This is a genomic window from Nocardia sp. CA-119907 (genome assembly GCF_050955995.1).
Taxonomy (GTDB): Bacteria; Actinomycetota; Actinomycetes; order Mycobacteriales; family Mycobacteriaceae; genus Nocardia.
Genome location: NZ_CP192091.1, coordinates 5,947,909 through 5,961,752, shown reverse-complemented (window position 1 = coordinate 5,961,752; position 13,844 = coordinate 5,947,909). Strand labels below are relative to the sequence as shown.

The 13,844-nt window shown below is 67.5% G+C and carries 10 protein-coding genes and 1 pseudogene; 1 reads left to right on the top strand and 10 read right to left on the bottom strand.

The genetic code is table 11. The features are described 5' to 3' along the window. Positions 1 to 54: 54 nt before the first annotated feature. Positions 55 to 663 (top strand): sigma-70 family RNA polymerase sigma factor, encoded by a 609-nt coding sequence (locus tag ACQP2D_RS26285; protein ID WP_433678578.1) that lies wholly within the window; start codon positions 55 to 57, stop codon positions 661 to 663. Positions 664 to 902: 239 nt separating this feature from the next. Here the strand turns inward: ACQP2D_RS26285 and ACQP2D_RS26280 are convergent, their stop codons facing one another. The 10 genes and pseudogenes from ACQP2D_RS26280 to ACQP2D_RS26235 form a co-directional block, all read right to left on the bottom strand. Further along, positions 903 to 2,039: a glycosyltransferase gene (locus ACQP2D_RS26280; protein ID WP_433678577.1), complete on the bottom strand. Its 1,137-nt coding sequence runs from the start codon at positions 2,037 to 2,039 to the stop codon at positions 903 to 905. Then, positions 2,036 to 3,409, bottom strand: coding sequence for a glutamate-1-semialdehyde 2,1-aminomutase (locus tag ACQP2D_RS26275; protein WP_433678576.1), 1,374 nt, complete (start codon positions 3,407 to 3,409; stop codon positions 2,036 to 2,038). Before ACQP2D_RS26275 ends, ACQP2D_RS26280 begins: the two co-directional genes overlap by 4 nt. 122 nt (positions 3,410 to 3,531) lie before the next feature. Further along, positions 3,532 to 4,857 (bottom strand): GNAT family N-acetyltransferase, encoded by a 1,326-nt coding sequence (locus tag ACQP2D_RS26270; RefSeq protein ID WP_433678575.1) that lies wholly within the window; start codon positions 4,855 to 4,857, stop codon positions 3,532 to 3,534. Between the two features lie 2 nt (positions 4,858 to 4,859). Next, entirely contained in the window at positions 4,860 to 6,188 is a 1,329-nt protein-coding gene (locus ACQP2D_RS26265; protein WP_433685770.1) for a glycosyl hydrolase family 28-related protein, read from the bottom strand. A 134-nt stretch (positions 6,189 to 6,322) separates the two neighbouring features. Continuing rightward, entirely contained in the window at positions 6,323 to 7,642 is a 1,320-nt protein-coding gene (locus ACQP2D_RS26260) for a Wzz/FepE/Etk N-terminal domain-containing protein (RefSeq protein WP_433678574.1), read from the bottom strand. Beyond that, positions 7,633 to 9,045: a hypothetical protein gene (locus ACQP2D_RS26255; RefSeq protein ID WP_433678573.1), complete on the bottom strand. Its 1,413-nt coding sequence runs from the start codon at positions 9,043 to 9,045 to the stop codon at positions 7,633 to 7,635. The genes ACQP2D_RS26260 and ACQP2D_RS26255 overlap by 10 nt, the downstream gene beginning before the upstream one ends. After that, complete coding sequence (locus tag ACQP2D_RS26250) at positions 9,042 to 10,058, bottom strand: CgeB family protein (protein ID WP_433678572.1); 1,017 nt, start codon at positions 10,056 to 10,058, stop codon at positions 9,042 to 9,044. Before ACQP2D_RS26250 ends, ACQP2D_RS26255 begins: the two co-directional genes overlap by 4 nt. Continuing rightward, entirely contained in the window at positions 10,055 to 11,473 is a 1,419-nt protein-coding gene (locus tag ACQP2D_RS26245; RefSeq protein ID WP_433678571.1) for a lipopolysaccharide biosynthesis protein, read from the bottom strand. The genes ACQP2D_RS26250 and ACQP2D_RS26245 overlap by 4 nt, the downstream gene beginning before the upstream one ends. Positions 11,474 to 11,564: 91 nt before the next feature. Beyond that, positions 11,565 to 12,743: pseudogene (locus ACQP2D_RS26240) on the bottom strand (glycosyltransferase family 4 protein); the annotation flags it as partial. Next, complete coding sequence (locus tag ACQP2D_RS26235) at positions 12,740 to 13,816, bottom strand: glycosyltransferase family 4 protein (RefSeq protein ID WP_433685769.1); 1,077 nt, start codon at positions 13,814 to 13,816, stop codon at positions 12,740 to 12,742. The gene ACQP2D_RS26235 and the pseudogene ACQP2D_RS26240, both read right to left, overlap by 4 nt. Between the last annotated feature and the right edge of the window lie 28 nt (positions 13,817 to 13,844).

Genomic DNA, 13,844 nt, shown 5'->3' with positions numbered 1-13,844 from the left:
GGGGCAAACGTGATCCTGCTCGTATCGCAACGGTCCGAACGAATTCCAAGCACTGTGCGACCCATCGCGCGCTCGGTTCGCGATCCGGTCGACACCGCATCCGGCGAGGTCGATCCCGAATTGGTGCACCGCATCGGCGGCGGCGATCGGGAGGCGTTCGCGCAGCTGTACCGCCGTACCCACGGTCTGGTCTACCGGCGTGTGCTGTCGATCGTCCGTGATCGCGGGTACGCCGAGGAGACCTGTCACGACGTCTATCTGGAGGTGTGGCGCTGTGCGGTCGGCTTCGACGAGCACCGCGGCTCGGTGCTGACCTGGTTGCGCATGCTGGCCCACCACCAGGCCGTGGACCGGGTCCGCCATGAGCGCGCCACCCTCGACCACAACCACTCCTGGGGCAGCCGGGACTATCAGCCGCCCACCGATGTGGTCGCCGAGGAGGCGCTGCGTCGCGACGAACGGGAGGCGCTGCGCAGAAGTCTCACCAACCTGACCGCACTGCAACACGAGTCCATCTCCCTCGCTTACTATTCCGGTCTCACCTACCCGCAGGTGGCCGCCCGCCTCGGCGTCGGCCTGCCGACGGTCAAATCCCGGATCCGCGCGGGGCTCGAACACCTGAAGACCGACCTGGTGGAACCGCAGAACCCGATCACGCCCTAGATCAGGACTTCCGCACACTGCCGGTCCCTCGAGGCTCGCGATATCGAACTGCGCCAGCGTCGTCGGTCCGGTGTCGCTGCTGTCGCTGTCCAAGGCGGGCCATATCCCCGGTGACACAGTCGGTTCGGCCGGCGTCATGACCTGGCTCGATGGATTCGACGACCTACTCATCTGCGAAGTCGTCCCGGGTATCAGGCCTTCGACATGCTGAGCCGGGTCGATCGTTCGCGCGAATCCGGTCAGGCGTTGTCCAGTGTTGTGGCGACGGTGTCGGCGATGTTCGCGCGAAAGGCCTTGGGGGAGAAGGTCATGGCGTGGCTGCGGATGGCGACCGGGTCGTAGGCCGTTGGATCGAAGCGGCGCATTGCCTCGGCGAGGCCGTCGATGACATGTTCATCGCTGCCGTGCGCGACGTACTCGCCGGTTGTGCCCGCCCGCACGGTATCCAGGGCGCCGCCCTGGTCGACCGCGAGAACCGGTGTGCCGCAGGCCATTGCCTCGACTGGGACGATGCCGAAGTCCTCGATGCCCGGCATCAGCAGGGCGCGGCAGCGGCGGTACATATCGAGCAGGACGTCGAACGGGGTCGCGCCGAGGAAAGTCGTCTCGGCGCCCGCGATCGCGTCGAGTTGGGCGCGGAAGCGGCCGTCGCCGAGGACGATCAGACGCACGCCGGCGCGCTGGGCGGCGCGAATGGCGAGGTCCGGGCGTTTGTAGGGGACCAGGCGGCCCGCGACCAGGAAGAAGTCCTCGCGGGCAATGGCCGGGTCCGGGGTGAAGTCGTCGACCTGGACGGGCGGGTTGATGACCGTCGAGGGGAGTCCCCACCAGTCGCGGATGCGGGCGGCGACCGCGTGGGAGTTGGCGACGATATGGGTGAGCCTCGGTGCGGCACGCAATTCGGCACGACGGGCCAGGCGGCCGAGGGCGGTGAGTGTGAGTTGTCCCGCGCGCCCGCCCGCCTCCTGGGCGCGGAACTCGGGATCCCAGGCCCACCGTGCCGGACTGTGCACGTACACGATTGTCGGTGCGTCCGTGGCGAATACGGCCTGGGTGGCGAATGCGTGATGGCTGATCAGCACCGCGTCGAACCGTCCGCGCAGCGGGAGTCGGCGCAGTGCGCGGGGCGCGAAGGGCAGCAGCGGGGCATGCGATCGACGACCGGTCGCGGCGTGCGCGCGGTTCAGCCACGTGTCGTGCACCGTGGTCAACGGTGGCCGAACGCCCGCCGGATCGACAATGGGCGCGAATACCGTTGCGTCCGGCCAGGTTTCGAGGAATTCACCGACCACTGCCTCGGAGCCGCCGAATTCGGTGAACCGCTCGTGCACGATCCCGATTCGCGGCGATCCTGTCCCGTTGTGCGACAGGCTCATTCGGGCACCGAGTCGATGCGGCGCGGCGCGGCCGTGCGCCGGATGGCCGGTGCCACCGGACGGCCGTCGAGCAGCCCGTCCACCGTGCCCTGCTCGATCGCCTTGCGGTACACGCTGGCCGCCTCGCGACAGGCGGTAATGGTCTGCGCGATATCGGATTCGGTGTGCGCGGCCGAGGTGACAAAGGACTGACCGAGGATGCCGCGGTCCAGCAGTTCCTGCAGGAACAGGGTGCGGAACTCCTGGGACGGCTGGCCGTTCGGATCGCGGGTCACGAAGATCAGGCAGGAGGGGCGGCCGAGGACCTCGAGGTAGTCGGCGATGCCGAGATCGGCGGCGACCGCGTTCACCCCATCGGCGAGCAGGCGACCGGCCTGCTCCATCCGCGCGATCGGATCGCCGGTGGTGTACTCGTGCGCGACGGCGCGAAATGCGGCCAGCGAGGCCGACTCCGGGCCGTGTGTGGTGGACAGCAGGAAGACGCGATCGCGGTCGGTGCGCAACCCGCCGAGTTCCATGAACTCGCGCTTGCCCGCCAGTGCCGAGATCGGAAAGCCATTGCCCATGGCCTTGCCCCAGCACGACAGGTCCGGGATGACCTCGTAGATGGCCTGCGCCCCGCCGACCGACCAGCGGAATCCGGTGATCATCTCATCGAAGATGAGCAGGGTGCGGTGCCGATCGCAGAGTTCGCGCACACCCTCCAGAAAGCCGGGTTCCGGTTCGTGCAGTGCGGTGGCCGCCTCCATGACGACGGCGGCGACCGCGCCGGTGTTCAGCACGGCGGCCAGTGAGGGCAGATCGTTGTAGCGGAACTTCATGGTGCCCGCGGTGGCCTCGGTGGGGATGCCACTGGCCATCGGCGTGGTGCCGATGAACCAGTCGTCCACCGAGAAGAACGGTTGGTCGCAGACCGCGATGACGGCGCGCCCGGTGGCAGCCCTGGCCAGCCGCACCGCGGCGGTGGTCGCATCGGAGCCGTTCTTGGCGAATTTGACCATATCGGCGCCCGGTACCAGCGACAGGAAATCCTGTGCGGCGAGCAGTTCCAGTTCGGTCGGCCGACTGAAGCTGACACCGTCGGCGATGGCCCTGGTCACCGCCTCCAAGACCGGGCGGTACCCGTGGCCGAGGGTGACCGAACGCAGCCCCATGCCGTACTCGATATAGCAGTTGTCATCGGCGTCCCAGACCCGGCAACCCTCCCCGCGCACCAGGATCGGGGCCATGAACTCCGGATATTGGTCGGGGCCACGGGCATAGGTATGCGCGCCACCGGGTACCAGATCGTGCAGCCGCGCTTGCAGTTGATTACTGCGCGCGAAACGGTTGCGGCGGGCCGCCGGGCCGTCGCGGTCAACGTGGTCCATCATGAGCTCCTGGGCAGTGATGAGGCACGCGCACACAGCACCCCCGGCACGAATCTGCTTGCGCGCGAGGGGTTCTCCGGTTCACTGTACGTCGGGCGGGCCGCCGTGTCCGCGCAACTCCGTCACCCCCGGTCGATTGGGGCAGTAACCGCCCACAGGTCGTGATCGGCCCTACGTCCGGTGGCGCCGACGAAGCAGCGCATCCGCCCCTCGCGCACCATGCCGACGCGCGCGGCGATATCGGCGGAATCGATATCGCCGGGTTCGATGGCGGTCGCCACCCGGCACAGGCCGAGCGTGCTGAACGCGTGGTCGAGCAGCAGTCGGGTGGCCGTGATCCGGACGCGGTCACCGCCGACGGCCGGATCGGTCCACACGAACATCCGCGCATTGCGATCGAACATGTCCAGATCGAATAGTCGGCATTCACCGGCGTAGTCGCCGTCCACCTCGATGGCCAGCGTCAGCCCGTACGCCGAGCGCAAGCCCGGACGGGCGCGCAGGAATTCGCGCAGCCAGGGTAATCGGCCGTGCTTACGCTGCCATGTCGCAGCGGGTGCGTTCGGATCCGGATCCAGCGCGTCGCGAGTATGGACGCGGGCCGCGCGCCACCGCGCCCAGTCCAGCAGTCGCCGACTGCGCAGCACCACCGCTGGATCCTCCGGATCGGTGAGCCGGACGGTGGGCGGCGCGAGCAGCGGATCGATCAGATGCAGTGCCCGGCCCGCGTAGTACCTGGCCGTGGCGACCAGTACTGTGGCCCGGCTCAGCGCGGTGTCGGCGCTGGTGTCGGCCTCGGCGGGCTGGGGGGTGTCCGGATGCTGGGTCGAATGGTCGTCGATCCAGGCCCGCGCGAAACCGCCCGGCGGAATCGCCGCCTTGGTGATCGCCCACAGCTCGTGGTCGCGCCGGGCCCCGCCGACGTCGAAATACCTTGTCATCATTGCTTCGCGCTGGAAGCCGATCAGGGCGGCGCCCCGGGCGGTGGCGATATTGGCCGGTGAGATCGGGGCGGTGATGCGCTGCAATCCGGCCGGTCCGAATCCGAAGTCCAGCACCAGCGAGGAGGCCAGGCCGCCGATACCGTGGCGCGCCACCGCCGCGTCCACCCAGATTCCCATTTCGGCGGAACCGGTTTCGGCCTCGATGGAGACGAGTTCGATCTGGCCGGCGAATCGCCCGTCGACCTCGATAACCAATGACAGCATGCGGCCCGTCCGCGCCTCGGCGCGCACACCGAGACATTCCCGGACCCACAGTTTCCCGGTGTGCCGCGCCTTCCAGTCCAGCGGCGAACTGGACCAGAAGGGTTCGATACAGCGCTGATCGCGCAGCCGGATGCGCCGCCATTGCGCGTAATCGTCGACCCGCGGCGGGCGCAAGAGGACCGTCGTGGCGTGCAGTGTCATCGGCCCGAGCCGGATACCGGATAGCGAACTGCTCGACATGTTCACTCCCGGGGTCGCTGGTGACCGAGCGAGGCCGTTTTGACCGCGCCGTCCGTGCCGACCGACAGGCGCCAGTAGCCGCCCGCCGCGTCCTTCAGCACGATTCCGCTCTCCGGACGATCGGAAAGCCATGCGCCGCTGGACAATATGGCCGATCGCACGGTGCCGTCGACGGCCTGGGCCTGGAAGATATCGGCATCGCTGTGCCCGGCGCGTCCGACCATGGTGCCGCTGTACTGCGGCGCGTGCATGCCCTCGCGGCCCATCACCTGCCACTTCTCCGGGAACATGCCGGGCGCGAGATCGTCTGCGGCACTGGAGATCAGATTGATCGCGGTGCCCTCCGGACAGCCCTTCGCATCGATGCGCAGTTCGATCGGCGGCTGTTCGGAATCCTTGTCGAACTGCACATTGGCCAGATAGGGCTGACGACAGTAGATGAGGTCGAGGCCGACGGTGCGGGCCGCGACCTTGCAGTTGATCATCCCGAACTGGGCGGGTCCGCCGCGATCGCGCTGACCCACCGACAGTGCGGTATCGGCGCCCTCGAACCAGACATTGGTCAGCCACCAGTCATTGGCCGCGCCGTCGATGGTGATGTGCCGATCGGTGGTGCGCGGATTCTCGTCGGAGACGAATTCGACATTGGTCAGCGACAGTCCGGCATTGTGGTCGTTGCCGGTGCCGAGCACTCCGATGTAGTTGCTGGTGAGTTTGGACGAGGTGACGTAGTTCTGGATGCAGGAGGTGATGATGCCGTAGCCGAAGTTATTGATATCGCAGTTGACGAAGGCCGTTCCGCCGGTGTTGCTGTCGAGTACGACGCCGCGCTGCTGCAGATAGCGCGGATGGTTCTCGCTGAGGTGGTTGCCGCGGATCACCACCCCGTCGAAGGAGCAGCGGAACGACTCCGACAGCTGTACGGCCGTCGAGCGGGGACCGGTCAGGAAGAAGCCGATGCGGGAGAACCGCACGCGGTTGCGCTTGCGCAGGGTGATGAGCGTGACGTCGGCATCGCAGGTGACCAGCGTGACATCGCCGCCATCGCCGAGAACCGTTGCGTAGTCCGGCAAATCGGGCCAGGAACTCACCTTGTACCGGCCCGCGGGCAGATACAGCACGAGGGGTGCGTCTCCGACGGCGGCCGCCGAGCGGATCGCCGCGGTGTCATCGGCGACACCGTCCCCGACGGCACCGAAGTCACGGACATTGCGTGCCGCGGGCGCGTCGGTGACATGTGGTGACCGGAATTCGATATCGGGGGAGTCGTCGGAGGCACAGGCCGCCGCCAGTGGTAGCGCGGCCGCGGCACCGAGGGATGCGGCCAGCAGTCGTCGTCGACCCACGGCCTCGTGACGCCCACTCGCTGCCCGACTGTCACCCTCCGCCGAATCGCTTCGTGATGCAGAACGCCCACCCCGCTCCCGACCGCCACCCCTCATCGAATCGCTTGGCGATGCCGAACTCATATGCGCAGCCCCCCCACCAGCCGCTGTAATCCCGTGCCCAGCTTGCTGTACGCTACCGCGCCGGTGAGCGGGTTGTCCCCGAAGGTGGCCAGCGCGCCACGTATTTGCGGTGCGGTGGTCGCACCGAGTTCGACCACCGCTAGGGTGTGCTCGCACAACGGGGCCAGTGCGATCGCATCGGCGGCATGTGCGACCGGCGCGGCCTGGATCACCACATGGTCGTACTCGGTTCGCAGCTTGGCGACCACGGCCGCGAAGCGGTCGGAGGCCAGGAGATCCACGGTGTGAAGATCGACCTCGCCCAGCGGCAGCACCGTCATTCCGGCCTCTGGCCAGCCGGTCAGCGCGTCGGTGACCGGTATCGACCCGCGCAGCACGCCAGCCAGTCCGGGCACCGCCCCGCCGACGACCTGTTGCGATCCGCCGTGACCGGAGGTGTCGGCGTCGATGTAGACGACGTGGTGGCCGGTATCGGCGAATGATTTCGCCAGTGCCATCGCGATCTCGGGTTCCGATCGCGCCGACAGACTGGACAGCAGCACCGTGGTTGCCTCGCCGTTGCGCTGCAAACGCGTGCGCAGCCTTCGAGTTTCGTTGACGGCACCGGGACGGCCGATATCGATGATGCCGAGGATCGGCACCGGCGCACCCGAACGCGACGAACCCGGAATCGGGGTGGCCAGTACCGCTTCCAGATCGTTGGACGTGCGCAACGTGCGGTCGATGCGATCGCGGACGAAGGCGGCGAGCCCGCCGAGTGCGAGTCCGGCCAGCAGGCCGAGTGCGAGCAGCCGGGTCGACTGCGGGCCGCTGGGACCCGATGGCAGCTCGGCGCGGTCGACGACCTCGGCCCTGGCCGCGGGTGCCGCGTCCTTCTCGATGGATTCGAGTTCGGCGATCAACTGACGGAATTGCGCGACAACGGTATTGGCGATATCGCGAGCGCGTTCGGCGGTGCTGTCCTTGACCGAGAAGACGATCAAGGTGGTGGCGGGCGGTGAGGCCGCGGTGATCTTGCCGCGCAGTTCGTCCACCGACATCTTCAGGCTGAGATCGTCGATGGTGCGCTTGGCCACATTGGCGCTGGTGGCCAGATCGAGATAGGAACGCACGCGCTGCTGGGCGGCCAGTCCACCCTGATACGAATCGTTCACCGAGGTTCCGGTCGCCATCGAGACGTACACGCTGCTCGTCGCCACAAAGTTTTTCGGCTGACTGCGGGTGTAACCGACCGCCGCGACCAGGCACAGCACCAGCACAGCGAGGATCAGCAGCCAGCGGCGCCGCGCGATATGCCAGTAATCGATCAGTCCCATGATTCGGATCCTCTTTTCGCGATAGCGACCAATGGCTGTGGCGGCGGCTGCGCCGGGGCCCGCGGATTCGGTGCCGAAGCCTTTGGCGCGCGCGGTTTCGCGCGGCGCCGGTACTCCTTGACCGCCAGATAGATCAGCATCGCGAGCACGGCTGCCTGCAGGAATTTGCCGAGTGCCTCCATGCTGCCCAGAATTCCGCGCTCGAACAGCGAGGAGGCTCCGGTCAGCGCGAGTGCCAGCACCACCACCGGGAAGTATCGGGAATACAGGGCTTTGGCCCAGGCGAGCAGCAGCACGAAGGTGAATCCGACGCTGATGACGATGCCGGTGTAGCCGCCGATGACGTAGCCCTCGTTGACATTTCCCTCGGCCAACGACACCTGGACCCGAGTCATATCCACCGACGCGCCGCGAATGTCGTCGGCCCATGCGGTGCCGGATTGGAATTTCGGAGCGCCCAGCAACTGAGTGGGGATCAGACTCAACGCGGCGTGCCGGAACTCCTCGGCGGGGGTGAGCCAGTACCCGGTGCCGTGATAGTACGCATCGGTCGCGGCCTCGAGCAGATCGAAGCGCCGCAGAATGCTCAGGAACGGCCGCACCGTCGGCGGATAGGCCGAGCTGATCATGACCGCCTCGGCCTTCCCGGATTCGGTGGTCTTGAACGACTGCAACCAGCCGAACCCGCCGATGCCGAGCACAGCGATCGCCAGCACACCGACGACCTTGGCCTTGGTCCAGCCCAGAATCGCGAAGCGGACCGCCACCGCGAGCGCGGCACCGAGGATCGGGGTTTTCGATTCGACGACCACCGTCCACATCAATTCACCGGCCAGTAGCGCGCCGATCAGCAGTGCGGTGGTCCGCGGCTGGGTCGGCCGGATGAAGATGATCAGTCCCAGCGCGGCGACGGTCGCGAGGATGCCGACGAAGTTGAGTATCGGATTGGCGCTGTCGACATCACCGGCATGGCCGATGGATCCGGTGGCATAGGATGCGCCGCGCCCGAGCAGGCCGATGACATAGATGGTGGCGAGCGCGGGTACGAAGTCCGGGTTCGCGCTCATCGCGGGCGCGGCCGGGATGGGATGGTGTCGCGACCAGATCGCATATCCCACAATGAGTATCGCGTACACCCACAGGCCGAAGACGACATGGTGCAGGACCAGTGCGATGCCGCGGTCGTAGCCGAGTTCGGCCAGTCGCGGATCGGGCACATTGTCGCCATAGTGCGGTTCGGGTTGCACCGCCAGCAGCACCAGGGGACGCGCGAGGTAGGACAGCGACCAGAACGCCGCCTGCGCGATGATGAAAACCCGTGCGACACTGGGCACCCACGCCGCGGCCACCGCCACGGTGAGCAACGCGCATGCGATGGCGACGATTTCGGTGTAGGCGGTCATGGCCGCGCCGCCCCCAACGCGTCCATGATCTCGCGCGCACGATCGACATAGCGGTGCCCGCCGTCGGCGATCCGCCGGTATCCTGCCTCGGCCATCGCATCCGCCTGCTCCGGATGTCGGGCACACCAGTCCAGGATCTCGCGCAATTCCGCCTGTTCGGTGAACAGGAAGCATTCGACGGTATCGCGCAGCAGTTCGGCGTGCTCGTCGGTGCGCTCGCCGACGAAAAGCCCACCCGCGGCGGGCACTTCGAAGGTGCGGCAGGTGTGGGTGTCGCGATTATCGGAGTTGAGCAGCACCAGATTCGCGGTGATTTCGGCGACCACCGCCGAATATCGCGAGCCGTACACCGGACCGCCCACCGCCGCCCGGGTGGTGCGCAGCTCCGGAACCCGCCGCCAGCCCGGACCGCGCACCAGCGCCCGGTCACCGTAATCGCGGGCCAGCGCGACCATTTCGGTGCGGCGATCGGGGCGGCAGACGCCGATGAAGCCGACCAGGTATCGCGGCGTGCGTCCGCGCGCCGCCGGGTAGTGCCACGCCGGATCGTAGGCACTGCGGACGAAACCGACCGCCTTGGCGCCGCGTTCCAGCAGTTCGGGCACATTGTGTCGCTTGGTGGTGACGATCAGATCCCAATCTGGTTCGTGCGCAAGGTATTCCGGGCTGATGTTGTCCGGATTGGCGACATCGTCCGGGCTGTAGTGCACATGCAGCCGTGCTGGAAGATCCAAGAGCCGGCGCTGGTCGAGATGGACGGCCTTGAAGGCGAAGACCATATCCGGACGGAATTGCGCTGCGGCACGGTCGATCTCGCCGTGCAGCTCGGCGACGGTCCAGGGGGCGCGCCGCCGTGCGAACTTGGTGTAGATCCATGGCGGCGATAGCCGCGTCGGCAGGGTGATCGGGGTGGAGTCGATCAGGACCACCTCGTGTCCCGCCTGCCGGAAGCCATCGGCGAGCGAGCGCGCATTGCTGCCGACCCAGTCGTCCCCGATGAACAGGATCTTCACGAGTTACCCTCCTCGCGCATCAGCACCACCGCCGGTTCCACGGACACCAGTGCCGTGCGTTCGCGCACGATGAGCGTGCGAACCCGCACGAGATACCAGATCGCCGTACTGAATTCGACCAGCACACTGCCGTAGACCAGCGTCCACACCGAATGCGTGCGAAACGCGATGAACAGCGCGATTCCCGCGACGAAGGTGCCGAGGAGCGCGCCGATCAGCACCCCGGTGGTGTCCTGACGCACCGGCAGCAGTGCCGTGGTGACGAACGAGGTGATCGTGGTCGCGGGCAGCATGAAGATCTCGACCCGCAACAACCCGACGGCCCCGGTGAATTCGTCGCCGAAGACCAGTCGGATCAGCAGTGGCGCGGCCAGCCACACCGCCACGGCCGCGACCGTCGCGACACAGACGCATGCCGCCAACGCCATGAGCGCATGCCGCCAGAACCGGTGATCGGTACTGCGGCGCGCCATGCGGGGCAGCAGTGCGAACCCGATGGGGTCCAAGGTGGATTGGATGGCGCGCACGAGCCGGTCACCCGCCGAGTAGAGGCCGAGTGAAACCGTGTCCAGCACAGCGGAGTACACCGCCGCCGCGCCCTGACCATAGGTGGTCACCAGCACACGCGAGGCGAGAACCGGTGCGCCCGTGCGCAATACGCTCTTGTAATGGCGCGGCCGGGCCGGTGGTCCGAAGGTGCGCAGTGAATCCCACCAGGTCAGCGCCACGGTCGGCACCGAAGAGATGAGCAGGCACAGCAGCGCGAGCTGAGCGCTGGGCATGCGGGGGAGCAGCCCGACGAGCAGGATCAGATAGCCGACCCGCCCGACTGCTTGGTAAGCGGTGCTGGCCCCGAACCGGCCCTGCCCGATCAGCAGCCAATCCTCCGAGACGGACCAGAATCCGCCCGCGAACAGACCCAACAGGATCATGTCCACCTGCACCGGCGCGCTCGCGACCAGACTCAGCAGCAGCGCGATCCCGATGACGCCGAGAGTGGTCGTGCGGATGGCCAGATAGTCGCCGCGCAGCTGATTGATGCCGCGCAATTGCGCGCTATCGCCCTCGCGTGCTCGCGAATCGTGCACGCGCGCAGCCAGAAACGAGGTGATGCCGAGATCCACCAGCAGCGAGCCGATGAAATACGAGGACATGCCGATCGCCAGCAGGCCGAGTCCGTGGGCGCCGAGCACCCGCGCGATCAGCGGAACGGTGACGATGGTGATGACGTACTGCCCGTACTTGCCGAAGGTGACATAGCCGATATCGCGCAGTACCGCGGCGAAGCCGTGCGATCGGTGCAGGCCGCCGCCGGGCGCGCCGCGGTCTGCTCTGCGGTGGGCGCCGCCGCTGGCGGTCGGTCTCGGTGGGGTGGTGGGCGGCGGCTGGCCCGCGGCATGTTTGTGTTCAGACATGCGGAGTCCGTTCCTGCGGGTTCTGCTGGCCCCCCGCGGTGGGAGCGATGGGCGCGGAGGAGGTAGCGGAGCGTAGCCACGTTGGGACCCGCGAGCGCCGCCGATTCAACACAGCGTTGTTGCGTTGGGTGGTTATGGAGTCGAGGAAAGCGGCGACGGTGCGCGCCGATTTCTCGATGTCGAAGTCGCCGGCTCGAGTGCGGCCGGCCGTAGCGAGGCGGGTGCGCAGAGCCGGGTCGCCGATGAGGGTGTCGAGTGCGGTGGTGAGCTGGTGCTGGTCGCCGCCGTCGACGAGCAATCCGTTGACGCCGGATTCGACGATCTCGGCGGGTCCGCCCGGACCGGACGCGATGACCGCGCAGCCCGCGTGCATGCCCTCGACCACGACCTGTCCGAATGGTTCGGCGAGCACCGAGGAGTGCACCAGGATATCGGCGTCGCGCAGATAGTTGCCGGGATCCTCGACGTGTCCGGTGAAGGTCACCGGCAGCTCGAGTTCGGTCGCCATCCGTTCGAGTTCGGCGCGGTAGGGCTCCTCATCGAAGAAGGTGCCGCCGATGACGAAGACCTGCCGCGGTGGCACTTTCGCCGCCGCGATCGCGCGCAGCAGCACGTCCTGGCCCTTCCACGGCGTCAGCCTGCCGACGGCGGCGAGCACTGTTTCGGTCGGTGCGCGTTGTGGTGCGCGCTCGGTGTCGTCGCCGAATTCCACACCCGGGTAGGCCACTACCGCGGGGCGGCGTCCGATCCACAAGGTGTGCAATGTGGTTCGACTGTTGGCAATATAGCCGCGCGCCATCAGTCTGCCGAGCAGCTGGATGACCATGGTCGGCAGTCGCCCGAAGTAATCCACCGCGATCCGGTCGTGTACCTGCCATACCAGCGGAATGCCCGCGCGCCGCGCCGCCACCGACCCCATCACCAACGCCTTGGTGCTCTCGGCGACGAGCACGTCGGCGCCGAGTTCGCGGGCGGTCGCGCCGAGCGTCCAGCCCAGCCGCAGCAGTGCCACGAATCCGGCGAGCAGGCGCAGCGGTCCGGACCCGATGGTCATGGCGCGGCTGTCGAAAGCGCCACGCAGCATACGGGTATCGACCCCGCGCGCCCGCATGCGTTCGACCATCGGGCCGTCCTCCGTATAGATCTGTGCCACGTCGATGAGCCGCATCGCGCGCAGCGCGGCCAGCAACCGCAGCGTCGCCAGTTCGGCACCGGAGGGCGCCGCGGTATGCGCTAGGAAGAGGGCCTTGGTCGTCCTCGATGGGGTCATCGCCTTAATTCCTGATACATCGTGAGATGGCGCTTCGCTGTGACATCCCACGAGAAAGTTTCTGCGTGCGAGCGGCATTGCTCGGGCGTGGGCAGCGTGGCGTTGAGTGCGGCCACAATTCGCGCGCCAAGTGCGTCGGCATCGCGAGCGGGCACGATCAGTGAAGGATCCAGTCCGCGTACCGAATCCGGCAGTCCGCCGCAATCGGTGACGATCGGGGCCCGCCCTGCGGCCAGGGATTCCAGGGCGATGAGCCCGAATCCTTCCAGCGCCGTGGTCGGGACAACGGTGAATTCGGCCTGCTCATAGTGCCCGGTGAGCTGCTGGTCATCGACATTGCCCGCGAAGGCGACCGAATCGCCCAGTCCGGCGCGGGCGGCCTGGGCACGCAATTCGGCTTCGGCGCCACCGGTTCCGACCAGGACCAGGCGGGCATCGGGATGTTCGGCGACCACGCCCGGCCAGCAGCGCAGGAGGGTATCGATGCCCATACGGCGTTCGAGCCTGCGCACACACAGGACGGTCCGATGGGTACCGGCCGGTATCGGCGAGGCGCGGAAACGCGTCAGATCGACACCGGGCGGGATGACCCGGATCCGGTCGGCGGGCACCCGATAGTCGAGGCTGAGCACGTCGCGAAAGTGGCTGGACAGCACCACGAATCGGTCCGCGCCCGCGTAGCGGATCCGCTCGATCATGTACTTCGCCCGCGCGCCGAGTTCATGCTGTCCGGTGAGTCTGCTCTCGGCGGCCCATGGTCCGTGGAAGTGCACGACCAGCGGCACCCGGCCGCCGCGGGTTCGGGCCGCCGGACCGTAGAGCGCGAAGTGTCGATCCAGCACATCCGCGCGGTGCAGTTCGGCCCGCTCCATAAATGCGGTGCGGGCCCGAGCAATGGTCGAACCGCCGGTTCGCCCCCATGATCGCGCGCCGGGCGGGTCGTCGGGGGCGACCGCACCGAACGCGGCCGCCGATACCGCTGCCCCCGGTTGCCGCGCGAGTGCGTGAAACAGTTCGGTGAAGTACCGATTGAGTCCGCCGGGGGCCGCGGAGAACCATTCGGATCCTGTCATATGCACACGCAGTGCCCCGGTTGCTGCC

Excerpts from the sequence above, each read along its gene's own strand:
- ACQP2D_RS26275 (WP_433678576.1), bottom strand. The coding sequence starts at position 3,409 with ATGGACCACGTTGACCGCGACGGCCCGGCGGCCCGCCGCAACCGTTTC.
- ACQP2D_RS26280 (WP_433678577.1), bottom strand. The coding sequence starts at position 2,039 with ATGAGCCTGTCGCACAACGGGACAGGATCGCCGCGAATCGGGATCGTG.
- ACQP2D_RS26270 (WP_433678575.1), bottom strand. The coding sequence starts at position 4,857 with ATGTCGAGCAGTTCGCTATCCGGTATCCGGCTCGGGCCGATGACACTG.
- ACQP2D_RS26245 (WP_433678571.1), bottom strand. The coding sequence starts at position 11,473 with ATGTCTGAACACAAACATGCCGCGGGCCAGCCGCCGCCCACCACCCCA.
- ACQP2D_RS26255 (WP_433678573.1), bottom strand. The coding sequence starts at position 9,045 with ATGACCGCCTACACCGAAATCGTCGCCATCGCATGCGCGTTGCTCACC.
- ACQP2D_RS26260 (WP_433678574.1), bottom strand. The coding sequence starts at position 7,642 with ATGGGACTGATCGATTACTGGCATATCGCGCGGCGCCGCTGGCTGCTG.
- ACQP2D_RS26235 (WP_433685769.1), bottom strand. The coding sequence starts at position 13,816 with ATGACAGGATCCGAATGGTTCTCCGCGGCCCCCGGCGGACTCAATCGG.